General features: G+C 66.2%; 22 protein-coding genes and 5 tRNA genes. 12 read left to right on the forward strand and 15 right to left on the reverse strand.

Annotation, left to right across the window (positions count from 1 at the left end; all coding sequences use genetic code 11):
- Positions 1 to 3 precede the first annotated feature (3 nt).
- Positions 4 to 936, reverse strand: coding sequence for an alpha/beta fold hydrolase (locus B3349_RS00870; protein WP_291585591.1), 933 nt, complete (start codon positions 934 to 936; stop codon positions 4 to 6).
- A 67-nt stretch (positions 937 to 1,003) separates the two neighbouring features.
- On the opposite strand from B3349_RS00870, the gene B3349_RS00875 reads away from it, so the two are divergent.
- Positions 1,004 to 1,786, forward strand: coding sequence for a 3-hydroxybutyrate dehydrogenase (locus B3349_RS00875; RefSeq protein ID WP_291585593.1), 783 nt, complete (start codon positions 1,004 to 1,006; stop codon positions 1,784 to 1,786).
- 195 nt (positions 1,787 to 1,981) lie between these two features.
- On the opposite strand, the gene B3349_RS00880 is transcribed toward B3349_RS00875, so the two are convergent.
- The gene (locus B3349_RS00880) at positions 1,982 to 2,719 is read right to left on the reverse strand and encodes an SIMPL domain-containing protein (protein ID WP_291585594.1); all 738 of its coding nucleotides are present in this window, start codon (positions 2,717 to 2,719) and stop codon (positions 1,982 to 1,984) included.
- Between the two features lie 215 nt (positions 2,720 to 2,934).
- Here B3349_RS00880 and ompR point away from each other — a divergent pair, with 215 nt between their 5' ends.
- Positions 2,935 to 3,666, forward strand: a complete 732-nt coding sequence (ompR, locus tag B3349_RS00885) for an osmolarity response regulator transcription factor OmpR (protein WP_066533704.1) — start codon at positions 2,935 to 2,937, stop codon at positions 3,664 to 3,666.
- Between the two features lie 96 nt (positions 3,667 to 3,762).
- The gene (locus B3349_RS00890) at positions 3,763 to 5,295 is read left to right on the forward strand and encodes an ATP-binding protein (RefSeq protein ID WP_291585598.1); all 1,533 of its coding nucleotides are present in this window, start codon (positions 3,763 to 3,765) and stop codon (positions 5,293 to 5,295) included.
- A 94-nt stretch (positions 5,296 to 5,389) separates the two neighbouring features.
- Here B3349_RS00890 and ispF read toward each other — a convergent pair whose 3' ends face one another.
- Positions 5,390 to 5,872, reverse strand: a complete 483-nt coding sequence (gene ispF, locus B3349_RS00895; protein ID WP_066533708.1) for a 2-C-methyl-D-erythritol 2,4-cyclodiphosphate synthase — start codon at positions 5,870 to 5,872, stop codon at positions 5,390 to 5,392.
- A 48-nt stretch (positions 5,873 to 5,920) separates the two neighbouring features.
- Positions 5,921 to 6,739, reverse strand: coding sequence for an IspD/TarI family cytidylyltransferase (locus tag B3349_RS00900; RefSeq protein ID WP_291585600.1), 819 nt, complete (start codon positions 6,737 to 6,739; stop codon positions 5,921 to 5,923).
- Between the two features lie 95 nt (positions 6,740 to 6,834).
- On the opposite strand from B3349_RS00900, the gene mfd reads away from it, so the two are divergent.
- From mfd to serB, 4 genes are all read left to right on the forward strand, one after another.
- Complete coding sequence (gene mfd / locus B3349_RS00905; RefSeq protein WP_291585602.1) at positions 6,835 to 10,326, forward strand: transcription-repair coupling factor; 3,492 nt, start codon at positions 6,835 to 6,837, stop codon at positions 10,324 to 10,326.
- Positions 10,327 to 10,360: 34 nt separating this feature from the next.
- Positions 10,361 to 11,068: a hypothetical protein gene (locus tag B3349_RS00910; protein ID WP_291585604.1), complete on the forward strand. Its 708-nt coding sequence runs from the start codon at positions 10,361 to 10,363 to the stop codon at positions 11,066 to 11,068.
- 266 nt (positions 11,069 to 11,334) lie between these two features.
- On the forward strand, positions 11,335 to 12,369 hold the full coding sequence (locus B3349_RS00915) for a Bug family tripartite tricarboxylate transporter substrate binding protein (protein WP_291585606.1): 1,035 nt from the start codon (positions 11,335 to 11,337) through the stop codon (positions 12,367 to 12,369).
- A gap of 131 nt (positions 12,370 to 12,500) precedes the next feature.
- Complete coding sequence (gene serB / locus B3349_RS00920) at positions 12,501 to 13,214, forward strand: phosphoserine phosphatase SerB (protein WP_291585608.1); 714 nt, start codon at positions 12,501 to 12,503, stop codon at positions 13,212 to 13,214.
- Between the two features lie 220 nt (positions 13,215 to 13,434).
- Here serB and B3349_RS00925 read toward each other — a convergent pair whose 3' ends face one another.
- Entirely contained in the window at positions 13,435 to 14,148 is a 714-nt protein-coding gene (locus B3349_RS00925) for a phosphoribosyltransferase (protein ID WP_291585610.1), read from the reverse strand.
- A gap of 83 nt (positions 14,149 to 14,231) precedes the next feature.
- Positions 14,232 to 15,308 carry a BMP family ABC transporter substrate-binding protein gene (locus B3349_RS00930; protein ID WP_291585611.1) on the reverse strand — a complete coding sequence of 359 codons (1,077 nt, stop codon included), beginning with the start codon at positions 15,306 to 15,308 and terminating at the stop codon, positions 14,232 to 14,234.
- A gap of 512 nt (positions 15,309 to 15,820) precedes the next feature.
- On the opposite strand from B3349_RS00930, the gene B3349_RS00935 reads away from it, so the two are divergent.
- Positions 15,821 to 16,258, forward strand: a complete 438-nt coding sequence (locus tag B3349_RS00935) for an ABC transporter substrate-binding protein (protein ID WP_291585613.1) — start codon at positions 15,821 to 15,823, stop codon at positions 16,256 to 16,258.
- A gap of 141 nt (positions 16,259 to 16,399) precedes the next feature.
- Here the strand turns inward: B3349_RS00935 and B3349_RS00940 are convergent, their stop codons facing one another.
- On the reverse strand, positions 16,400 to 16,636 hold the full coding sequence (locus B3349_RS00940) for a DUF3820 family protein (protein WP_280014025.1): 237 nt from the start codon (positions 16,634 to 16,636) through the stop codon (positions 16,400 to 16,402).
- A gap of 178 nt (positions 16,637 to 16,814) precedes the next feature.
- On the opposite strand from B3349_RS00940, the gene B3349_RS00945 reads away from it, so the two are divergent.
- Both B3349_RS00945 and B3349_RS00950 read left to right on the forward strand, forming a co-directional pair.
- On the forward strand, positions 16,815 to 17,600 hold the full coding sequence (locus B3349_RS00945) for a MetQ/NlpA family ABC transporter substrate-binding protein (RefSeq protein WP_066533720.1): 786 nt from the start codon (positions 16,815 to 16,817) through the stop codon (positions 17,598 to 17,600).
- 326 nt (positions 17,601 to 17,926) lie between these two features.
- A complete protein-coding gene (locus tag B3349_RS00950) occupies positions 17,927 to 18,241 on the forward strand; it encodes a hypothetical protein (protein ID WP_291585618.1) in 315 nt (104 codons plus the stop codon).
- An 83-nt stretch (positions 18,242 to 18,324) separates the two neighbouring features.
- On the opposite strand, the gene B3349_RS00955 is transcribed toward B3349_RS00950, so the two are convergent.
- Positions 18,325 to 18,978 (reverse strand): LysE/ArgO family amino acid transporter, encoded by a 654-nt coding sequence (locus B3349_RS00955; RefSeq protein WP_291585620.1) that lies wholly within the window; start codon positions 18,976 to 18,978, stop codon positions 18,325 to 18,327.
- A gap of 70 nt (positions 18,979 to 19,048) precedes the next feature.
- On the opposite strand from B3349_RS00955, the gene argP reads away from it, so the two are divergent.
- Positions 19,049 to 19,966: an HTH-type transcriptional regulator ArgP gene (argP, locus tag B3349_RS00960; RefSeq protein WP_291585621.1), complete on the forward strand. Its 918-nt coding sequence runs from the start codon at positions 19,049 to 19,051 to the stop codon at positions 19,964 to 19,966.
- 201 nt (positions 19,967 to 20,167) lie between these two features.
- On the opposite strand, the gene B3349_RS00965 is transcribed toward argP, so the two are convergent.
- Positions 20,168 to 20,656 carry a DUF2721 domain-containing protein gene (locus tag B3349_RS00965; RefSeq protein ID WP_280014029.1) on the reverse strand — a complete coding sequence of 163 codons (489 nt, stop codon included), beginning with the start codon at positions 20,654 to 20,656 and terminating at the stop codon, positions 20,168 to 20,170.
- 291 nt (positions 20,657 to 20,947) lie between these two features.
- On the opposite strand from B3349_RS00965, the gene B3349_RS00970 reads away from it, so the two are divergent.
- Positions 20,948 to 21,088, forward strand: coding sequence for a DUF3149 domain-containing protein (locus tag B3349_RS00970; protein ID WP_172591783.1), 141 nt, complete (start codon positions 20,948 to 20,950; stop codon positions 21,086 to 21,088).
- Between the two features lie 106 nt (positions 21,089 to 21,194).
- On the opposite strand, the gene B3349_RS00975 is transcribed toward B3349_RS00970, so the two are convergent.
- From B3349_RS00975 to B3349_RS01000, 6 genes are all read right to left on the reverse strand, one after another.
- Positions 21,195 to 22,193, reverse strand: a complete 999-nt coding sequence (locus B3349_RS00975) for an aldo/keto reductase (RefSeq protein WP_291585625.1) — start codon at positions 22,191 to 22,193, stop codon at positions 21,195 to 21,197.
- A 263-nt stretch (positions 22,194 to 22,456) separates the two neighbouring features.
- A tRNA-Leu gene (locus B3349_RS00980) sits at positions 22,457 to 22,545 on the reverse strand.
- A 135-nt stretch (positions 22,546 to 22,680) separates the two neighbouring features.
- Positions 22,681 to 22,756 (reverse strand) — tRNA-Gly (locus B3349_RS00985).
- An 8-nt stretch (positions 22,757 to 22,764) separates the two neighbouring features.
- Positions 22,765 to 22,838 (reverse strand) — tRNA-Cys (locus B3349_RS00990).
- Positions 22,839 to 22,870: 32 nt separating this feature from the next.
- Positions 22,871 to 22,946 (reverse strand) — tRNA-Gly (locus B3349_RS00995).
- A gap of 58 nt (positions 22,947 to 23,004) precedes the next feature.
- Positions 23,005 to 23,080: transfer RNA gene (locus B3349_RS01000), tRNA-Gly, on the reverse strand.
- Positions 23,081 to 23,096: the final 16 nt, after the last annotated feature.

Below are 23,096 nucleotides of genomic sequence, written 5' to 3' on the forward strand. Positions count from 1 at the left end.
GCGTCATTCCTGGGCCAATACAAAGTCCCGCACGACCGCCACTTGGTCGGCTGAGACCAATGTGGGGGCATGCCCCACATTTGCAAGCACCACACATTGTGCCCGTGGTCCACGCTGCTGCATGGCCTGAGCGGTGGCGGCCGTCAGCAAATCGGACTGTTCCCCCCGCAAGAGCAAAGTCTGTGCCGTGATCTGGTCGTAGAGCTGCCACATCAGGGTCTGGCCCTGTTCGGCCTCCTCCCGCGTCATGCCGCGCAGTGCCACGCCGATCGCCGGGTCGTAATGCAGACCCAGGCCGCCGCCGGGCAAGGGGGTCAGCATGGGCTCGGTCAGAGCCCGCCATTGGGCATCGGTGTGCGGGCCGAACCCGGCGGAGATGACGCGCAGCGTGGCTGCGGCCTGCTCCACGCTGTCAAAGCACACCGGCTGGCCCACATAGCTGCCAATGCGCTGCAGCGCCGCCCACTCCAGCGTGGGCCCCACGTCGTTGAGCACCAGGCGCCGGATGGCCACCGGTAGCGGCAGCTGGGCCTGGCCGGCCAGCGCCATGCCGATCAGCCCCCCCATGCTGGTGCCTATCCAGTCCAGGGTCTGCAGCGGTGCCTGCGCCTGCAGGTGCTGCAACAGCATCAGCATGTCCAGCGCGTACTGCGGCACGGCGTAATGCTGGGGGTCGGCCAGCCATTCGCTGCGCCCACGTCCGGCCACATCCGGGCAGATCACCCGCGCATGGGGCGCCAGCGCGCGGGCCAGCACATCGAAGTCCCGCCCCTGGCGCGTGAGGCCGTGGACGCAGACGATGACATGGGGGTGGGCGGGGTTGCCGGTGGCGTTCCACTCCCAGTACGCCATGCGGTGTTCGCTGCGCTCCGGTTCGTCCGCTCGGCGGGCCGCAGGACCGGGACAGGTTACGTAGTTCAGCGTAGGTTCAATCATGCAGAGCAACTTTCCAGGCGCACCCCATAATGGGCTTTTGACCATCGTAATGGATTCGGAGACCTCTATGCTCAAAGGCAAGACGGCACTGGTGACGGGTTCCACCAGTGGCATCGGTTTAGGCATTGCGCAAGCCCTGGCACGCCAGGGTGCGAACGTAGTGCTCAACGGCTTCGGCGACGCCGAAGGCCCGCTGGCAGCCGTGCGCGAAGCCGGCAAGGCCCATGGGGTGCAGGTGGCCCACCACGGCGCCGACATGAGCAAGGCCGCCGACATCGAAGCCATGATGGCGTTTGCCGCCACGACATTCGGCGGGGTGGACATCCTGGTCAACAACGCCGGCATCCAGCATGTGGCGGCGGTGCAGGATTTCCCGGTGGACAAATGGGACGCCATCATCGCCATCAACCTGACCAGCGCCTTTCACACCACGCGCCTGGCGCTGCCACCCATGCAGCAGGCCAACTGGGGCCGCATCATCAATGTGGCCTCGGTGCACGGCCTGGTGGGCTCGGCCCAGAAGTCGGCCTATGTGGCGGCCAAGCACGGCATCGTCGGCCTCACCAAGGTCACGGCGCTGGAGAACGCCACCAGCGGTGTCACCTGCAACGCCATCTGCCCTGGCTGGGTGCTGACCCCGCTGGTGCAGAAACAGGTGGACGCGAAGGCAGCGGCCCAGGGCATTTCCAACGAAGAGGCCACCCGGCAGCTGCTGGGGGAGAAAGAGCCGTCCCTGCAGTTCACCACCCCGGAAGAACTGGGCGAGCTGGCGGTGTTCTTCTGCTCGCCCGCCGCCAACAATGTGCGCGGCGTGGCCTGGAACATGGATGGCGGCTGGGCAGCCCAGTAAGCCCCTGCGCGCAGCGGCGAAAAGCCGGAGGCGGGAGGCCGGAGGCGGGAGGCCGGGCAAGCGCCCTCTCCTGCATGAAAAAAGCCCCTGGCACCTGCCCGGGGCTTTTTTCATGGTGGCAAGCCGGCATCCCGGACGCCCGGCGTGGCCCCAGACGGAGTCAGGCGACAGCCAGGCACCGGGGATGCGCCCGGATCACTGCAGCTGCACCGCGCCGGAGACCTGCACTTCGACCTGGGTCTTGCCAGCTTCCACCGCCAGCGGAGCGCTTTCCGCGCCATCTGCCGCCATGGAAGATTTCATCATGGCCCCCGCCATATAGGGACGCATGCCGACTTCATTGCTGTTGACCGACACCTCACGCAAGGTGTAGCCGGTAAAGCCGAACGCCTTGGCCAGGCTGGCGGCCTTGGTCTTGAACTGGTCGATGGCCTGCTGCTGCGCCTCGCCCTCGACCTTGGCCCGCCCTTCCTTGGACAGACCGAAGGCCACCTGACCCACCTGCATGCCCTGCACCTTGGCAGCGGTGCTGGTGATGCGATCGAAGTCCTTGCCCTGCAGCACCAGCTGCGCACGCCCCTGCCAGCCGGCGATCTTGCCGTCCTTGCTGGTGGTGCGCGGGTACACGTTGAAGCCGCTGGTGCGCACTTCCATGCCGCCGGGCTGCGCCTGGGGGCGCACCGTGGCCAGCGCCGCATCCACCACCTGCTGCAGGCGTTTTTGCACGGCAGCGGCATTGCTGCCCTCTTCCGTGGCGGACAGGGTCAGCACCAGCAGGTCCTGCGCCACCTCCACGCTGCCGGCAGCCGTCAGCTGTACTACGTTCTGCGGTGGGGCCATTACGGCGGTCTGGGCCTGTGCGGCGGTGGCCGCAGCACCCCATACGATGGCGGCAGCCGCCAGGGCCTGGGTGTGACGGGGGATAAAAGGCATAGCATTCCTCCTTGACAGGTCAATGGGATGAAGACGAAATCGTCGGGAACAAGCGACCTTACCACCGCCCGGCGGAGGGGGCTGCTCTCCGTCAATCAACACTTGCTCCGCAGGGCAACACTTGTAACACTTGGTCAAAGTACCGGGGAAATCCGGTTTTTCCGCCGCCAAGATGGTCAAAATTGGCTCTGTTACAAATTGGACTAGGGATATCCATGGCCTCTACGAACAACCGTACCGACAAGATCCTGGTGGTGGACGACGACGCCCGCATCCGCGATCTGCTCCGCCGATACCTGACGCAAGAAGGCTTTGAGATCATGATTGCCGAAGACGGCAAGGCATTGAACCGCATCTTGCTGCGCGAAACCGTGGATCTGATCGTGCTGGACCTGATGATGCCCGGCGAGGATGGACTGTCCATCTGCCGCCGCCTGCGCTCGGCCAACGACCGCACCCCCATCATCATGCTGACCGCCAAGGGCGAAGACGTGGACCGCATCGTCGGTCTGGAAGTCGGTGCTGACGACTACCTGGGCAAGCCGTTCAACCCGCGTGAACTGCTGGCCCGCATCCATGCCGTGCTGCGCCGCCGCCCCCCGGTGGAAGCGCCGGGCGCGCCGTCGGGCGAGAACGAAGTGGTCACCTTCGGCCCCTTCACCTTCGACCTGGGCACCCGCGTGCTGCAGAAGAACGGCGAAGAACTGGCGCTGACCACCGGCGAGTTCGCCATGCTCAAGGCGCTGGTGCGCCACCCGCGCCAGCCGCTGTCGCGTGAAAAGCTGGCCCTGCTCGCCCGCGGCCGCGAGTTCGAGCCGTTTGACCGCAGTCTGGACGTGCAGGTCTCGCGCCTGCGCAAGCTGATCGAAGAAGATGCCGCCGCTCCGCGCTACATTCAAACAGTCTGGGGCGTTGGTTACGTCTTCGTACCAGATGGTGCGAATTAAGCACCGTAAGATAGCGCTTCCCCTGACACTGCCTGCTCGCCACCATCCGACCGATGGTGGTGTGCTGCGTTGCGGTTCAATGGAAGTCTTCTGACCATGCGCGCTTTTACCGCCAGCCCACTTTCCTCTTCCGACTCTGCCGTGGCCGACGAGCCGGAACCACAACGCCGCCCCCGTGCGGCGCATGCGCGTTCGCGCATGGGCCTGAACCTGTTCTGGCGCACCTTCTTCCTGCTGGCCCTGCTGCTGGTGGGCAGCATCCTGGCCTGGCTGCAGACGCTGCGCGCCTTCGAGTTCGAGCCGCGCACCTTGCACACGGCCCAGCAGATCGCATCGCTGGTCAACCTGAGCCGCGCCGCCCTGGTGCACTCGGACGCGATCAACCGCGTCTCGCTGATCAAGACCATGGCCGACCAGGAAGGCGTGCGCATCCTGCCGCGCGAGCCGGGCGACAAGTTCGAGGAAATGGACCATACGCCGCTGGGCCAGCGCCTGACGGAGGAGCTGACCCAGCGCCTGGGCCCGGGCACCATCGTGGCGCGCAGCGTCAACGGCGAGCAGGGTCTGTGGGTGGGCTTTTCCATCAACGGCGACCGCAACTGGCTGCTGATGGACCGCTCGCGCTTCAGCCCCGCTGGCGGCCGCACCTGGCTGGTGTGGCTGATCACCGCCGGCATTCTGTCGCTGGCCGGTGCCGCCGTGATTGCCCGCCTGATCAACCAGCCGCTCAAGCAGTTGAGCGATGCGGCCAACCGCGTGCGCGATGGCGACTTCGAGGCCAGCCAGCTCGACGAGCAGGCCGTGACCAGCGAAATCCGCGAGGTGAACATCGGTTTCAACCGCATGGCGCAGAAACTGGCCAAGCTGGAGCAGGAGCGCGCCGTGATGCTGGCCGGCATCTCGCACGATCTGCGCACCCCGCTGGCCCGCCTGCGCCTGGAAACCGAGATGAGCGTCAACGACGATGTGGCCCGGGGCCACATGGTGGCCGACATCGTGCAGCTGGATGCCACCATCGACAAGTTCCTGGACTATGCCCGCCCCGACCATGTGGCCCTGGCCACGGTGAATCTGCATGCGGTGGTGTCGTCCTGCGTCTACGCAGTGCAGGACCACCGCGAGCTGCAGATCAGCATGTCGGTGCCGGAAGATGTGTATGTGATGGCCGACGAGATCGAGCTGGCACGCGTGATCTCCAACCTGCTGGAAAACGCCCGCCGCTATGGCAAGACACCGGACACCGAGACCACGCACGTGGACATCAGTGTCAAGCAGCGCGAAGCCTGGGTGGTGGTGCGGCTGCGCGACCATGGCGCCGGCGTGCCGCCCGAGCAACTGGCCAGCCTGATCCAGCCCTTCTTCCGGGGCGACACGGCCCGCACCGCCGCCGCCGGCGCCGGCCTGGGCCTGTCGATCGTGGACAAGACCGTGCAGCGCATGGGCGGCGTGCTGTCGCTGACCAATGCGCCCGGTGGCGGTCTGGCCGCCCATGTGCAGCTGCAGCGCGCCAGCGGTGCCGACAGCGACACCCCCCAGCGCCTGCAGCGCCCGCAGATCAAGCGCCAGCTGCCACCGCGCCGCCGCAGCACCGACCGCCTGGACGAAGCGGAAGACCTGGGCGACGATTGACGCAGCGCCCTGCTGCCCCTGCATGCAAAAAGCCGGCATCCGCCGGCTTTTTTTACGGGATGGCCAGGCCGCCAGGGCCGGCCGGGGCTGGCGCTCAGTCCTTGCGGAACAGCAGCGCCGCGGCGCGCGCCTCCATGGACTGCAGCTGGCCCACCGGGCCCAGCTTTTCGGCCGTCTTGGCCTTGACGTTCACCTGGTCCAGCGTCACCCCCAGGGCCTGGGCAATGCGCTCGCGCATGGCCGGAATGTGCGGCGCCAGCTTGGGAGCCTGGGCCACGACGGTGCTGTCCACATTGCCGATCTCCCAGCCTTTTTCCCGCACGCGGCGAGCGGCCTCGGTCAGCAGCACCACCGAGTTGGCGCCCCGGAACTCGGGGTCGGTGTCCGGGAAATGCCGGCCGATGTCGCCCAGCGATGCACCACCCAGCAGGGCGTCGGTGATGGCGTGCAGCAGCACGTCGGCGTCCGAGTGGCCCAGCAGACCGGTCACGTGGGGAATCTCCACCCCGCCGATGATGAGCTTGCGGCCCGGCACCAGGGCATGGGTGTCCCAGCCTTCTCCAATACGAAAATTCATAGCTTGCTCCGCAGGTGCTTCAGGCGCGACCTGCCCATAGGGTTGACATCAGAAAAACGGGTTGCCGCTGGCGGACGGCGGGTTGCGGCGCCCCTGGAAACGCTCCGCCGTGGTGGCCCGGCCGCGCTGCGACAGCACGGCCGCAGCCAGCGCAAAGTCGTCCGGGTAGGTCACCTTGAAATTCTGCGCCCCACCGGGCACCAGCCTGGGGCGCAGGCCCATGGCCTCCATCGCGCTGGCCTCGTCGGTCACCGCCCCCCCGGCGCGGGAAATCGCATCCAGCAGCGGGCCGATGCGGAACATCTGCGGCGTCTGCGCCAGCCATTTGTCGCTGCGGTCCACCGTGGCCGCCACGCGCACGCCGGTCGGGCCGGTGACGGCGGTTTTCAGCGTGTCGGGCAGCTTGTGGGCCAGCAGGCCGCCCACGGCATCGTCCACGCAGGCGTCGATCAGGTTGCGGATCTGCTGCGGCGTGATCAGGCAGCGCGCCGCATCGTGCACCAGCACCCAGTCATGCTGTGCCGCGCCCTGCGCCAGCAGCGCCTTCAGCCCGCCCAGCACGGTATCGGCCCGGCTGGGGCCGCCGCAGGGCACGACAAAGCAGCCGGTCACCGGGTGGTCGGCCAGGAACTGGTCGCCGGGCGCCACCGCCACCAAGGTGCCCGCCAGCCCGGCGGTGCCGGCAAATGCGGCCAGCGTGTGCAGCACCATGGGCTGGCCAGCCACCAGCTGGTACTGTTTGGGCAGCTCCGGCGTGGGGCTGCCCGGCGCAATCGCCCGCAGTCCCACCCCTGCGCACGGCACCAGCCCCCAGAAACGGCCCTGGGGCGGATGGGGGACTGGGGAAGGAGCAAGCAAGTCGGTCATGGCAGGCATTCTAGAATCGGGATTTCCCCTTCGCAGACATCCTGGCGGCAAAAGGCCACGCCCATGGGCTCCACCGAACCGCCACCTCCTCTCCCATGCAGCTGCCCACCCTCCGCTCCGGTCACCGTTTCACCCTCCCCCGCCCCACGGGCAGCGCCGATGCGCTGCTGCTGTCGCGTCTGGCGCAGCGCGAGCGGGCGGCGGGCCGCATCACGGCCATCGTCACGGCCGATGCGGGCGATGCCCAGCGGCTGATCGACGAGCTGGCCTTTTTTGCCCCCGAACTGCGCTGCGCCTTGTTCCCGGACTGGGAAACCCTGCCCTACGACACGTTTTCGCCGCACCAGGATCTGATCAGCGAGCGCCTTGCCACGCTGTGGCGCATCCGCAGCCGCGAGCACGAGACCGGCGCCGACGTGGTGCTGGTGCCGGCCACCACCGCCCTGTACCGGCTGGCACCTCCGTCCTTTCTGGCTGGCTACACCTTCCACTTCAAGCAGGGCCAGAAGCTGGACGAGGCCAAGCTCAAGGCCCAGCTGACGCTGGCCGGCTACCAGCATGTCTCGCAGGTGGTGAGCCACGGCGAATATGCGGTGCGCGGCGGCCTGATCGATCTGTTCCCCATGGGCTCGCCCGTGCCCTACCGGGTGGATCTGTTCGACGACGAGATCGACTCCATCCGCACTTTCGACCCCGACAGCCAGCGCAGCCTCTACCCCGTGCCCGAGGTGCGCCTGTTGCCCGGCCGCGAGTTCCCCATGGACGAGGATGCGCGCGCCAAGTTCCGCTCGCGCTGGCGCGAACTGCTGGAGGGCGATCCCACGCGCAGCCGCGTCTACAAGGACATGGGCAATGGTGTGGCGACGGCGGGCATCGAGTACTACCTGCCGCTGTTCTTTGATGCCACGGCCACCGTCTTCGACTACCTGGGCGAAGAGGCCACGCTGGTGCTGCACGGCGATCTGGAGCCGGCGTTCCAGCGCTTCTGGACCGACACCAAGGAACGCTTCCGCCTGGTGCAGGGCGACCCCGAGCGCCCCGCCCTGCCGCCCGAAACACTGTTCCTGACGGCCGACCAGTTCTACACCACCGCCAAGCCCTACCCGCAGCTGGCCTTGCGCCCGGGGGTGGAGGATGTGGCCGACAGCGCCATCTTCCAGCAATTGCCGCCGCTGGCCGTGGTGCGCGGCGCCGAGGAGCCGCTGGCCCGGCTGCAGGCCCATATCGCCCAGGCGGCACGCCGCGTGCTGGTGCTGGCCGAAAGCGACGGCCGGCGCGAAAGCCTGCTGGACTTTCTGCGGGCGTCCAACGTCAGCCCGCCGGCCTTCGATTCGCTGGCTGAATTCCAGGCCGACGACAGCGAACCGCTGGGCATTGCCACCTCCAATCTGGCCCAGGGCTTTGCCTGGACAGAGGAAGGCATCGATTTCGTCACCGAGACGGAGCTGTTCGAGACCACCGGCGGCACGCGCCGGCGCAAGAAGCAGGAACAGGTCAGCGATGTCGATGCGCTGATCAAGGACCTGTCCGAGCTGAAGGTGGGCGACCCGGTGGTCCACGCCCAGCACGGCATCGGCCGCTACCACGGCCTGGTCAACATGGACGTGGGCCAGAAGAACCCCGACGGCTCGCCCGCGCTGCAGGAGTTTCTGCACTTGGAATACGCCAAGGATGCGGTGCTGTACGTGCCCGTCAGCCAGTTGCACCAGATCAGCCGCTATACCGGCGTGACGCCCGAATCCGCGCCGCTGCACAGCCTGGGCAGCGGCCAATGGGAAAAAGCCAAGCGCAAGGCCGCCGAGCAGGTGCGCGACGCCGCGGCCGAGCTGCTGAACATCTACGCCCGCCGCGCCGCGCGCCAGGGCCACGCCTTCCGCTACAGCGCCCACGACTACGAGCAGTTCGCCCAGGACTTCGGCTTTGAGGAGACGGCCGACCAGAAGGCCGCCATCCACGCCGTGGTACACGACATGATCAGCCCCCAGCCCATGGACCGTCTGGTCTGCGGCGATGTGGGTTTCGGCAAGACCGAGGTTGCCCTGCGCGCGGCCTTTGTGGCGGCCATGGGCGGCAAGCAGGTGGCCTTCCTGGCCCCCACCACGCTGCTGGCCGAGCAGCACTACCAGACGCTGGTGGACCGCTTCTCCAAATGGCCGGTGAAGGTGGCGGAGATGAGCCGCTTTCGTTCCACCAAGGAGATCAATGCCGCGCTCAAGGGCATCGAGGACGGATCCGTGGACATCGTGGTGGGCACGCACAAGCTGCTGTCCGAAAAGACCAAGTTCCGGAACCTGGGCCTGCTGATCATCGACGAGGAGCACCGCTTCGGCGTGCGCCACAAGGAGGCCATGAAAGCCTTGCGCGCCGAAGTGGATGTGCTGACCCTGACCGCCACCCCCATTCCGCGCACCATGGGCATGGCGCTGGAGGGACTGCGCGATCTGTCGGTGATTGCCACCGCCCCGCAACGCCGGCTGGCCATCAAGACCTTTGTGCGCTCCGAGAGCAACGGCGTGATCCGCGAGGCGGTGCTGCGCGAATTGAAGCGCGGCGGCCAGGTGTACTTTCTGCACAACGAGGTGGAGACCATCGAGAACCGCCGCCAGAAGCTGGAGGAAATCCTGCCCGAGGCGCGCATTGCCGTGGCCCACGGCCAGATGCCCGAACGCGAGCTGGAGCGCGTGATGCGCGACTTCGTGGCCCAGCGCTACAACATCCTGCTGTGCTCGACCATCATCGAGACCGGCATCGACGTGCCCACGGCCAACACCATCGTCATCAGCCGCGCCGACAAGTTCGGCCTGGCCCAGCTGCACCAGTTGCGCGGGCGCGTGGGCCGCAGCCACCACCAGGCCTATGCCTATCTGATGGTGCCGGACATCGAGAGCCTGACCAAGCAGGCCGAGCAGCGGTTGGATGCCATCCAGCAGATGGAGGAGCTGGGCAGCGGCTTCTACCTGGCGATGCACGATCTGGAAATCCGCGGCGCCGGCGAGGTGCTGGGCGAGAACCAGAGCGGCAACATGATGGAGATCGGCTTCCAGCTCTACAACGAGATGCTGGCCGAAGCCGTGCGCAGCCTGAAGAACGGCAAGGAGCCCGACCTGCTGTCCCCGCTGTCGGCCTCCACCGACATCAATCTGCACGCACCGGCGCTGCTGCCCAATGACTACTGCGGCGATGTGCACCTGCGCCTGTCGTTCTACAAGAAGCTGGCCACGGCCAAGACCAGCGACCAGATCGACAACCTGCTGGAAGAGATCGTGGACCGCTTCGGCAAGCTGCCGTCCCAGGCGCAGACGCTGATCGACACCCACCGCCTGCGCGTGCTCTCCGAGCCCTATGGCGTGCTCAAGGTCGATGCCGCGCCGGGTGTGATCAGCATCACCTTCAAGCCGAACCCGCCCATCGATCCGATGCAGATCATCCACCTGATCCAGAAGAACAAGCACATCAAGCTGGCGGGCAACGACAAGCTGCGCATCGAACGCGCGCTGGAGGATCCCAAGGCCCGCGCCCAGATGGTGCGCGATGTGCTGAAAAGTCTGGGACAACCGTTGCGCGCGGAAACACCCGCCACGGCCTGAAGCGGCTCATACTGCTCGCAGGAGGTAGTCCCCCATGCTGCAAGCCCTGCTGGAAGCGGCCTTTGCCCTGGTGGCACTGGGGGTGGCGCTGTCCATGCGCCCCTGGCGCCTGCTGATCGACCGCACGCTGCCGGGGCGCTATGCCACGCCCCAGGACGTGCCGCGCATCGCTTCGCCGCTGTGGACGCCGCTACTGGCCACGCTGGTGATCCTGCCCTGGCTGTGGGCCATGCCCACGCTGCACAAGATGCCGCTGCAGCTGCAATGGTCCGGCGCCTGCCTGGTGGTGCTGACCCTGGGCTGGCCCCTGGCCATGCCCACGCTGGCCCTGGTGGGGGTGATCGCCTGCCTGCTGTCGCCCGGGCTGGCCGGGCACGAGGCGCTGCGCCTCATCGTCTGGCACGGCATGCTGCCGGCCACGCTGGGCATGCTCTGGGGCGTGCTGCTGCGCCAGTGGCTGGGCACCAAGGTGTTTGTCTACCTGTTCGGGCGCTGCTTCATGGGCACCGTCTTCAGCCTGTTTGCGGCCAGCGTGCTGGCGAGCGCCGCCGGCCAGCCGCTGCCGGGGGTCAACGAGGATCTGTCCCACATCGCCCACTGGCTGATGGCCTGGGGCGACGCCGTGGTCACCGGCATGATCTGCTCGGTCTGCGTGGCCTACCGCCCGGACTGGCTGGCCACCTGGTCCGACCGCCTGTACCTCTACGAGCAGGTGGCCGAGAAGCACGACCGCTCCACCTGAGCCGGCCTGCCAGCGTCCGCCACGCACGCGGTCACTGAACCTCCCGCCCACCCGCCGGCGCTGTGCGCAACCGGCGGCCGGCCTCTTTGCTCTGGCGCCCTCCTCCGGCTTTCCCCTCTTTTGCGGCGCGGGGCACGGCATTGAAATTGCTTGGTTGCAGCAGGCCACGGCGATTGCGCCATTCCACCGTGACGCCGCGGCACCACCGCCACTCCACCGCTTTGCAGGTCCCGGCCTGTGCAGCGTCCATCCGAGCAAGGGGTTTCATGTCTGTACTGCATCTCCGCCATCTCTCGCGCCATTCCCTGGAACATTCCCAGGTTCATGCCCCGCGCCTGCTCTGTCTGCTGGCCTGCAGCGCCGCCGTGTGGGGCGCCGGCAGCCCTGCCGCCCTGGCCCAGGGCAGCTACCCCGAGCGCCCCGTCAAGGTGATGGTGGCCCTGCCCGCCGGCGGCAGCGCGGACATGATTGCCCGCGTGGTCGGCCAGAAGCTGGCGGCAGAGCTGGGCCAGCCGTTCATCGTCGAGAACAAGCCCGGGGCCTCCGGCCAGATCGGCACGCCCCAGGTGGCGCGCGCGCCGGCCGACGGCTACCAGCTGATGGTCTCGCCGGCCTCGTTTCTGACCACCAACAAGAGCATCTTCAAATCCCTGCCCTATGACCCTGAGACCGACTTCGCCCCGGTGGCCCAGCTGGTCAACCAGCCCATGGTGCTGGTGGTCAAGGACAGGCAGAAGTTTCCCAGCGTCGCCGCCGTGGTGGCCGCCGCCAAGGCCGCGCCCGGCAAGCTGACCTATGCCAGCTCGGGCGACGGCAGCCCCCAGCATCTGGCAGCGCTGATGTTCAGCACCCGCACCCATGCCGACATGCTGCACGTGCCCTACAAGGGCGGCGCACCGGCGATCAACGACACGCTGGCCGGCAATGTGGACATGCTGTTTGCGGTGCTGCCCGAGGCCCTGCCCCACATCCAGTCCGGCAAGCTGCACGCCCTGGGGCTGATGGGCCCGCAGCGCAGCAAGGTGCTGGCCGGCACGCCGACCATGGCCGAGAGCGGCTTTGCCAACCTGAACCTGTCGGCCTGGGTGGGCCTGTTTGCCCCGGCCAAGACGCCGCAGCCGGTGATTGCCCAGCTCAACCGCGCCGTGCACAAGGTGCTGCAGGGCGAGGTGGCGGCCAAGCTGGGGGGCAGCGGCATGGAAGTGGCGCCCGGCACGCCGGAGCAGCTGAAGCAGACCGTCCACCAGGACCTTCTGCTGCATGCCGAGCTGGTGAAGGCTGCGGGCCTGGTGCCGCAGTGAGCACTGCCCGCAGTGGCAACGCCGGATACGCCGTGACACCGCAGATTCCCTGGCGTACGGGGATAATGCGGCCTGCGCAGCCACGCCCGGCGCGGCCTGCTCCTCTTTCTACCCCCTCGACTTGAGTTGCCATGAGCGTTGCCACCGAATTTGCCCCCGGCCTGACAATCCAGAACATCACCGCCCCCCAGAAGCTCAGCGCCTACAAGCTGATCGCGTTCGACATGGATTCCACGCTGATCACCATCGAGTGCATCGACGAGATCGCCGACGCCACGGGCAAGAAGGCCGAGGTGGCCGCCATCACCGAAGCCACGATGCGCGGCGAGATCGCCGACTTCAAGGACAGCCTGCGCCAGCGCGTGGGCAAGCTCGCCGGGGTCACCCAGGCCGACATGGCCCGCGTGCTGGCCGAGCGCCTGCAGCTGTCGCCCGGTGCGCACACCCTGGTCAAGGCCGCGCAGAACGCCGGCCTGAAGGTGTTGCTGGTCTCCGGCGGCTTCACCTACTTTGCCGAGCATGTGCGCAACCTGCTGCAGATCGACTTTGTGCGCGCCAATGTGCTGGAGATGGACCACGGCGTGCTGACCGGCGGCCTGGTGGACCAGCCCTGGGGCGATATCTGCGACGGCGCCGAAAAGCGCCGCACGCTGCTGGAGGTGGCCAGCCTGCTGGGCATCGACGCTGCCCAGTGCATTGCCGTGGGCGATGGCAGCAACGACATTCCGATGATGCAGGCGGCCGGTCTGTCCGTGGCCTACCACGCCAAGCCCCGCGTGCGCGCGGAGGCCAAGGTCTGCATCAACCAGGGCGGTCTGGACCGCCTGCTGGAAGTGCTGCAGTAAGCAGCCCTGCTGCGCGCACCACGGCACACGGCAGCCTGCGCCGTCCACACGGTGCCGCGGCATCCTGCATGGCCATAGCGCCATAGCGCTATACCGTCTGACACCACGGACACCCTGACGGGTCCGCCGTGGTGCATGGTGGGTACCACAAGATGGCGACGGCCGCGGCCCCCCGGCGCTTGCACCAACCGAGGACCCGCCCGGGCTGCCCGGACGATGGCTACAGCGTGCCGGCCATCGGCTGCCAGCGCCCGTCGCCTGCGGCTTCGAACATGGGAATGTGGCCCACCGCCCGCACGCGCTGGTCCCAGCCTGCGCCCAGTTCATTGACCACCGCACGCCAGGCATGGCCTTCGCTCAGCAGCACGGTCAGGCCCACCACCTCGGCGCCTGCGCGCTCCAGCAGGCGCACGGCCGACAGCGCGCTGACGCCGGTGTTGATGACATCGTCCACCAGTACCACGCGCTTGCCGCGCACCCTCGCCACCAGGGCCAGGTCCAGATAGACACGCTTGCCCTGCGTGCTGGTGGACGAGGTGGCGGCTTCGCTCAGCGCCTCGTCGTACCAGAACTTGCGCGAGTGGCCCAGGGCCACGTAGTCAGCCAGCCCCAGGCCGCGCGCCACCAGGCGGGCGTAGTCCAGGCCCATGGTGGGCACGGCAGCAATCACCTCGGGCTGCAGGCTGGCGGCGGCGGCCGTCACCAGCGGGGCCAGCGCGTCTTCCACCGCGAACGGAGTCTGGTTGCTCATCAGCAGCGCAATCGCCTTGTCACCGCCAGGCAGCACGCGCAGCGGCAACTCCAGCGCGCTGCCGCCGTGCAGCGCCACGGTGTAGGTGCCGGAAAAAGTCGGTCCCGCCGGCGGCAGCGCGCGCGCTTCGGCGGCCGTGTACCAGCGGGCGGTGTAGGGGGTCAACAGGTCTGTGTTCGACATACTCATGTTCATCGTCATCCATGGCAGCGTATGCACCGCTGCCCGGGAGGCCGCAGCGTTCCCCGGCAGCGGTGCCACCATGCTTACTGCGGCATGGCGCCAATCACGCCCTGCACCAGAAAGTTCATCTTCAGCTTGTCGGCATCGGGCATGTCACCGGCCTTGCTGCGTTCCTTGCCGGCCTGGTCGCGCAGCGGACCGTGGAACACCGGGCGCTTGCCCAAGACAATGTCCTTGCCGCGCTGCTCCACCGCAGCACGCACCTTGGCGGGCAGGTTCTTGCTGAAATGGTCGTAGTGGATGGCGCCGTCCTGCATGCCGATCCAGACGTTGCCGGGTTTCCAGGTGCCAGCCATCACATCGGCCACCACCTTGCTGTAGTAGATGCTCCAGTCCAGGCGGGCGGCGGCCATCTGGGCATCGCCGCCCCACTGGGCCATGTCGGTGTCCCAGCCGAAGCCCACCTTGCCGGCTTCCTTGGCCACCTGCAAGGGGGCTGCCGAGTCGGTGTTCTGCATCAGCACGTCCACGCCCTGGTTCAGCAGGGTCTTGGCGGCTTCGGCTTCCTTGGGCGGGTCGTACCAGGTGTTGACCCACAGGATGCGGGTCTGGATCTTGGGGTTCACCTCCTGGGCACACAGGGTGAAGGCATTGATGTTGCGTACGATCTCCGGGATCGGATGCGGTGCGACCACCCCGATGGTCTGGGTCTTGGACAGGTGGCCGGCAATCGTGCCGTTCAAGCAGGCGCCCTCGTAGGTGCGGATGTCATAGATGCCCAGATTCGGGCCGGTCTTGTAGCCCGTGGCGTGTTCGAAAGCCACCTTGGGAAAGTCGCGGGACACGCGTTCCATGCCGTTCATGAAACCGAAGGCACCGCCAAAGATCACCTTGGCACCCTGGGCGGCCAGGTCACGGGTCACGCGCTCGGCATCGTTCTCGGCCACGTTCTCGACAAAGATGGTTTCGATCTTGTTGCCGAATTTTTTCTGCACCTCCTGGCGCGCCAGCTCGTGGGCATAGGACCAGCCGGCGCCGCTGGCGGGGCCGATGTAGAGGAAACCGACCTTCATCGGATCGGCCGCATGGGCCGTGGCCAGCGCGCTGGCGCAGCCCAGGGCAACAGCCAGGGGGGTGAGGAGATGGCGGGGAGAGCGCATGGCAGTGTTCTTCGGAAAGGGGAAATGAACCGGAACCCGGTGGCCGTGGCGCGTCCTGCGCGCCATGCCGGGCACACCCTGCACTTGCAACTTGCGTGCCACGGACATCGGCGGGTCCGGCAACCTCTGCACTCGACCAGACGCTCTCTTTTCAAGAGCATTCAGCACATTCTCCGCAGGCCTTCCGACGCGTTTTTGTTGTGTGCTGCGGCAAGCGCAGCGGCACATGTCCGCCCGGTCCGCGCACGGCACGCCCCCGGTTTATCCCTGTATTCACCCCGGTGGGGCGCCGCAAGGCCGCCAGAGTTCCTACAATAGCCGCTGCAGCCCCATAACGTCACACAACCAGCGGCTGCCCTGGCGTCCTCCCCCGTTCGTTGCCAACGGTTGCACGGAGGATCGCTTGGAATCTCCTCCTCCACCCCTACATACATACCAGGTCGGCGCCGCCATGGCGTTGCGGCCTGGCGGGCCTGTCCGCCCTGTATGACAACCATGATTGGATACATTCTGTGAAGACTTCGTACCGTGCCACTGCCTCCGTGATTGCCCTGGCAATCGCATCGCTGACCGTGCCTTCGCTGGCCCAGGCCAAGCGCATGGGCGGTGGCAAGACCGTGCGTCCCGCCTCCATTGCCTCGGCTCCGGCCAAGCCCGCCACGCCTGCGGCCGCCACCGCCGCAGCACCTGCCGCTGCTGCCGCACCGGCCCGTGCCGGCTCCGGCATGATGGGCACCATGGCGGGTGCCGCCGTGGGCGCCGTGGCCGGCACCATGGCCGGAAGCGCCATTGCCGGTGCCATGAGCGGCCCGTCGGCCGACAAGGATGCCGAAGCCAAGGCCAAGGCAGCTGCCGACGCCAAGGCCGCCGACGCCGAAGCCGCTGCACTGCAAAAGCAGCTGGACGACGCCAAGGCCAAGGCCGCCGCTGCCCACGCTGCTGCCAAGTAAGCCGCTTCTCAGAAGCCGTTCTTCAGCCGTGCAGGCTGGAGGCCCCATGCACAACGCCCCGTTGGCTGACGCTACGGGGCGTTGTGCATGGTGGGCGACATTGGGCCGTGCGGTGCCGCCCCGGGCAACGGGGCCGCACGATCACACGCGGCGTGCCGATGCGCGCGGCGCCGTGCGCAGCGGATCGAGCAGGCCGCGCAGGTTGTTGTGGTCCAGCTCATGCATCAGCGCCAGCAGCTGGCCCAGGCGCCCGGCTGGAAAGCCTTCGCGCGCAAACCAGGCCAGGTAATTGCCGGGCAGATCGGCCAGCAGCATGTCCTTGTGCTTGCCAAAAGGCATGCGCAGCTGCACCAGTGCCTGCAGGTCTTCAGGCTGCATAACAGGCCTTCCTTTTAATTTGCATAAAAACCACGTTTTTTATAACCAGATTTGAAATTCTGCTGTCCAGCCGCTCCTGGTCTGCACTAGACTTGCCCTCAGCCAGCGTCGCATGCCCTGGGCGCAGACGCTGGAAACCCCTGCTGATTTTCACCTTTGCCAAGGAATTCACACCACCATGCTGAAGAAGACGCTTACCGCCGTGGCCATTGCCGCTCTGGCCCTGTCCGCCCATGCTGCCGACGTGCTCAAGGTTGCCGCCACCGCCGTGCCCCACGCCGAGATCCTGAATTTCGTGAAGCCCCAGCTCAAGGCCCAGGGCCTGGATCTGGAGGTCAAGGAGTTCAGCGACTACGTGCAGCCCAATGCCGCCGTGGAAGACAAGCAGCTGGATGCCAACTTCTTCCAGCACCAGCCCTATCTGGACAGCTACAACAAGGACCGCAAGAGCTCGCTGGTGCAAGTGCCCAATGGCAAGATCCACGTCGAGCCCTTTGGTGCCTACTCCACCAAGATCAAGAACATCAAGGACCTGAAGAATGGCGCCACCGTGGCCATTCCCAACGATCCTTCCAACGGTGGCCGTGCCCTGCTGCTGCTGGCCAAGCAAGGCCTGATCGAGCTCAAGGACCCCAAGAGCCTGACCTCGACCGCGCTGGACGTGGTCAAGAACCCCAAGAAGCTGAAGTTCAAGGAACTGGAAGCGCCTTTGCTGCCCCGTGCCCTGGCCGATGTGGACCTGGCCCTGATCAACACCAACTACGCCATCGAAGCCAAGCTCAACCCCACCAAGGATGCGCTGTTCATCGAAGGTGCGGATTCGCCCTACACCAACATCGTGGCCGCCCGTGCGGACCGCGCCAACGATCCCAACATCGCCAAGCTGATCAAGGCCCTGCACTCCCCGGAAGTGAAGAAGTTCATCCAGGACAAGTACAAGGGCGCCGTGGTGCCCGCGTTCTGAACGCAGCGGCCACGCTGAACCGCTTCCAAGGCGCCGCTGGTCGGCGCCTTTTTTATGCATCTACACGTTTACATAGCGTATGGCAATGGGCTGCCGCCGGCTGTCGCCGCCAACCCACGCGAATGGGGCGCCCCATGGCGCGGGACCGCAAAGCCCGCTGTAATGTGGGATACAGCACAGCTCTGGTGCAGATCAAGCCCGTTGTCAGCAGGTGGAAATTCGGGTTTCGCCTGACGGCATCTGCGGGCATGATGTTGCTTTTCTGTGCGCATGAACCGGTTGCGCACCTGTGTCACCGGCATTTTTCAACCAGCACCTGCACGTCCATGAGCCAAGAAGCTCCCGCCACCCCTTCCCTGGACAAAGCCATCAAGGATGGCCAGAACGAAGTCACCCACCCCAAGACCCTGGAAGTGTTTGCCAAAAGGCATGGCGACGATCTGGGCAAGCACCACATCAACTTCCGCGGCGACATTGCCGAGAAGTTCGGCTACGACAAGATCTTCCCGATCTCCCAGCCCAAGTCGTCCGGCTATCTGGTCTACATCCAGGGCAAGAGCGGCAAGACCGGCCAGGAGGCCTACTACCAGATCATGGCCAACCAATGGGGCCTGCTGGAAGTGCTGGCCCGGCTGGACTGATCCCCGCCGGAGCGACCTTCCCGCCCACCCAAAAGGCGCACCAGCGATGCTGGGGCGCCTTTTTTGCGGGGTGTGCGTCAGGCTCAGGCCAGGCTGCGATCCAGCCCCTGCCACACCCACCAGGCCAGCGACAGCATCATGGCGCCGGTCAGGCCATCCAAAATGCGCCAGGCCAGCGGCTGGGCAAACCAGTGTTTCAGGCGCCGGCCTGCTGCCGACAGGCCGGCAAACCACAGCGCACTGGCGCTGGCGGCACCGGCCACGAACACCCATTTCAGGTCGCCTTCCTGGCGCGCCCCGATGGAGCCCACCAGCAGCACCGTGTCCAGATAGACATGGGGGTTGAACAGGGTGATCACGGCCAGCGTGCCCACCACACGCCACAGGCTGCGCCCACCTTGCCCTTCGCCCGGCTGCACGCTGTGCTGGGCAAACACCATGCGCCACAGGGCAAACAGGCCGTAGGCAAGCATGAACAGCACACCCCCCAGGCCCAGCCAGTAGGCCCAGTCCGGACGTTCGGCCAGCAGGCGGGCCATGCCGGCCACGCCCAGACCGATCAGCAGCGCATCGCTGACCACACACCAGGCCACGCAGGCGCGCACATGCTGGCTGTGCACCGCCTGGCGCAGCACATAGAGGTTTTGTGCGCCGATGGAGACGATGAGGGACAGGCAGACCGTGAAGCCTGCCAGCCATGCAGCCAGAAAAGGTGTGTAGAGAGTGCTGTGCGCCATGGCCCTGATTGTCCAAGGCGTAATTAAATTAGTAAAATTAAACTATCTGAACGATCTTCAATTTTTCTAAATGCTCGACTACGCTGGACTCGAAGCCCTGGCCGCCGTGCTGCGTGAAGGCAGCTTTGACCGCGCGGCGCGCAAACTGCATGTCACCCCCTCCGCGATTTCGCAGCGCGTCAAGCAGCTCGAAGAGCGCGTGGGCCAGGTGCTGGTGCTGCGCGGCCAGCCCTGCACCGGCACCGATGCCGGCCGCCGCCTGGTGCTGCATGTGGAACAGGTGGCGCTGCTGGAAAACGAGCTGCGCCGCCACAACCCCGAACTGGTGCCCGAAGGCCAGGTGGCCCGTCCCACGCTGAAGCTGGCGGTGAATGCCGATTCGCTCAACAGTTGGTTCATCGACGCCATGTCCGGCTTCACCGGCACCGGCAACGAGCTGCTGGACATCAGCATCGACGACCAGGACCACACGGCCAAGCGCATCAAGGAAGGCGATGTGATGGCGGCGGTCACGGCCTCGTCCAGCCACATCACAGGCTGCAACACCTGGCCGCTGGGCCGCATGCGCTATGTGGCGGCCGCAAGCCCCGAATTTGTGGCGCGCTACTTTGCCGACGGCGTGAGCAAGGAGGCCATGGCCACCGCCCCGGTGCTGACCTACGACCGCAAGGACGGCATGCAGGACAAATGGCTGCAGCAGCAGGGCCTGGCTTCGCGCACGGCCCCGCCGCGCCACTGGCTGCCGTCGGCCCATGCCTTTGTGCGCGCCTGCGAAGCCAGCGTGGGCTGGGGCATGCACCCCACGGTGCTGATCCAGCGCGATCTGGATGCCGGCACGCTGGTGGAGCTGCGCCCAGACACCGACATGGTGGTGGACCTGTACTGGGCCCATGCCCGCAACGCCCAGGCCGGGCTGGAGCGGCTGACCCAGTGCGTGATTGCCGCTGCACGCAACTGGCTGGACCCGCTGCCGGCGGCGGACGAATAGACCGCGCTGCGCTGGCGGCCCTGCATTCGGTTCTGTAGGCGGCCCGTGGTACAGCCTGTGGTGCCGCCATGGCCGCTGTGCACCTCGGTGAGATCCACCGCTGATGGCAGGGGCCCGCGGAGCTTCAAGGTGCGGCAACGCGCCGCAGGCTCACACCGGCAGCACTCTGCGTCCGGGCTGTTCAGGGCTTGTCAGCGCCTTTCAGGACTTTTCCGGCGGGATCTGCTCGGCCACATCACGCTTCATTTCCAGCACGTGAAAGTCCAGCAGCTGGGTGGCCAGCACCGTCTCCCACATGAACCCGGCCAGCGCGGCCAGGAAAGTACCGATCCCCAGCAGGAAGCTGATCACGGCAAACAGCTGCTCTTCCACGCCCCAGGCCTGGCCCATGAACAGAAAGATGATGGTCAGGCCGATCAGGAAACCGCACAGCGTCAACAAGCCGATGCTGACGTTGGAGATGCGCCCGCGCCGGCGCAGGTACTGCAGTTCGGTCAGGCCGCGCTGGATGAACAGCGCATCCTGGCTGGCACGCACCCGGTCTTCCACCACGCGTGCGCGGTCAATGATGCGCGCCAGCCGCCCGGCCACGGCGCCGATCATGCCGGCCACCGCCGTCAGCAGGAACACGGGGGCCACGGCCAGCTGCACGCTGTGGGTGGCGGTGGCGACGTCAATCACTACGCTCATGGGAAAGCATTCAAAAGATGGGAACAGCGACATTGTGAGGGCTGTGCACCCTGCCCGACGCCCGGCGCGTCCGCAATATCAGCTTTTGCCGTGCGCAAGGCCGCCATGCAGGCAGCGCAGACATGCCCGACAGGCGGCTGGGCCGCGCCATGCGAGCGCTTTGCGGGCGGTTTGCGGGCGGTTTGCGCTGGCACAAACCCGCCATCTCGGGCCTTTGACATGGCACAAACCGGTCAGCGGCAGTGCAGGCGATAGTCCCGCCATCCCATTGATGTAGAAAGGCTTTTTTCCATGAAGATGCTGATTGACCTGTTCTCCACCGACTACGGCCTGATGAGCATTTCCGTGATTTTCATTGTGCTCATCATGGCGGTGTACTTCACCATGCTGTTTCTGAACAAGATCAAGCTGGACGCACCGAAATCCAAATAACAAGCAAGCTGGAATTCCGCGTTGTTGCACCTTGAGCCCGCCCTGCGCGGGCTTATTTTTTGGGGCAAGGCGCTGCAGCGCCCTCCCCCATCGTACTGCCCGGCCCTCAGCGGCGCGGCAGCAGCGGGTAGGCCGGGTCGGTGTAGCCCGGCGTGGACGGGTGGCCTGGCGCCACCAGATCGTCCACCATGCGCTCTTCTTCCGGGCTGATGTCCAGCTCGACGGCCGGCAGATAGTCCGTCCACTGGGCCAGCGTGCGCGGGCCGGCAATCACCGCGCTCACGGCCCGGTGGCGCAGCACCCAGGCGGTGGCCCATTGCGCCAGGGTGACGCCACGCGACTCGGCATGGGCCTTCAGGCGCTGGGCGATCTCCAGCGATTCGGTGCGGAATTCCGTCTCCGTGATGCGCTTGTCGCCCCGACCCGCACGGCTGCCGGCATCGGGGGCCTGACCGGGCAGGTATTTGCCGGTCAGCACCCCGCGCGCCACCGGGCTGTAGGGCACCACGCCCAGGCCATGGAATTCGCAGGCGGGCAGGATTTCTGCCTCGGGCATGCGGTTGAGCAGGTTGTAGTACGGCTGGCAGACCACCGGGCCGGCCATGTTCAGGCTGCGCGCGCCGTGCACCAGTTCGCCGATGCGCCAGGCGCGGAAGTTGGATACCCCCCAGTAGCGCAGTTTGCCGGCACGCACCAGGTCGTCCAGCGCGCGCAGCGGCTCTTCCAGGTCCATGCCGTTGTAGTCGCGGTGCAGGTAGAGGATGTCCAGGTGGTCGGTCTGCAGGCGCTGCAGGCTGGATTCGACCTCCTGCACCATCCATTTGCGCGAGTAGTGGCCCTGGTTGGGCGCATCGCCCATCTTGTTGCCCAGCTTGCTGGCCAGCACCCAGTCGTGGCGCTGACCGGCCAGCAGCGGCGCCAGCATGCGTTCGCTGGCGCCCTTGGTGTAGACATCGGCGGTGTCGATGAAGTTGACGCCGGCCGCCTTGGCATGGGCGACGATCTCCCCCGCCTCCTGCGCCCCGGTCTGGTCGCCGAACATCATGGCGCCCAGGCACAGGTTGGAGACTTGCAGATTGCTTTTTCCCAGTCGACGGTAGTGCATGGCGTGGCCTGTTGTGTGCAAAAGCCGCACTATGACGCATGCCGCAGGCGGTGTCATGCCACGGAGGGGACAAGCAGGCCGCCCTCTCCATCGCACGCAGCGGGAACGTACAGGGCAGCCTGTCCACTGAGCACGACCGCGCGGCGCGTGGTGCGCGAGGCAAGGCGCCTACAAGCAGCTCCAGCGCTATTGCATGCCCGTGCCTGTCCCATACAGGCACAAAAAAACCTGCCATGCATGTGCATGGCAGGTTTTTGTTTTGGTGGTGCCCCGAACCGGAATCGAACCGGTACGCCCGATTAAAGGCGGCGGATTTTAAGTCCGATGTGTCTACCAATTTCACCATCGGGGCCACGCCAGCCAGGCTGTCGTGTGTCTGGTTCAGACAGCGGCCAAGCATACCGCAGCATGCACCGGCTGTTGCCCTTCTGCCAAGTCTGGGGCAGATAGAAAAAAGGGAAGCCTGAGCTTCCCTTTTTCAAAGACCTGGAGCGGGAAAACGGGTTCGAACCGTCGACCTATACCTTGGCAAGGTATCGCTCTACCAACTGAGCTATTCCCGCAAATTTTTTGGAGGCGCGAACCAGAGTCGAACTGGTCTAACCGGATTTGCAATCCGGGGCATAACCGCTTTGCTATCGCGCCATCGCAGGATGTTTGCACACCCTTGTCCAACCTGGAGCGGGAAAACGGGTTCGAACCGTCGACCTATACCTTGGCAAGGTATCGCTCTACCAACTGAGCTATTCCCGCATTCGGAAGACTTATCGCCTTCCGATGCGAACCTGTATTGCTACAGGTTCTGAAAACCTGGAGCGGGAAAACGGGTTCGAACCGTCGACCTATACCTTGGCAAGGTATCGCTCTACCAACTGAGCTATTCCCGCGTTTCCGCCGAAGCCT

It is taken from the genome of Comamonas sp. UBA7528 (assembly GCF_002479375.1).
Classification (GTDB): Bacteria; Pseudomonadota; Gammaproteobacteria; order Burkholderiales; family Burkholderiaceae_C; genus Comamonas.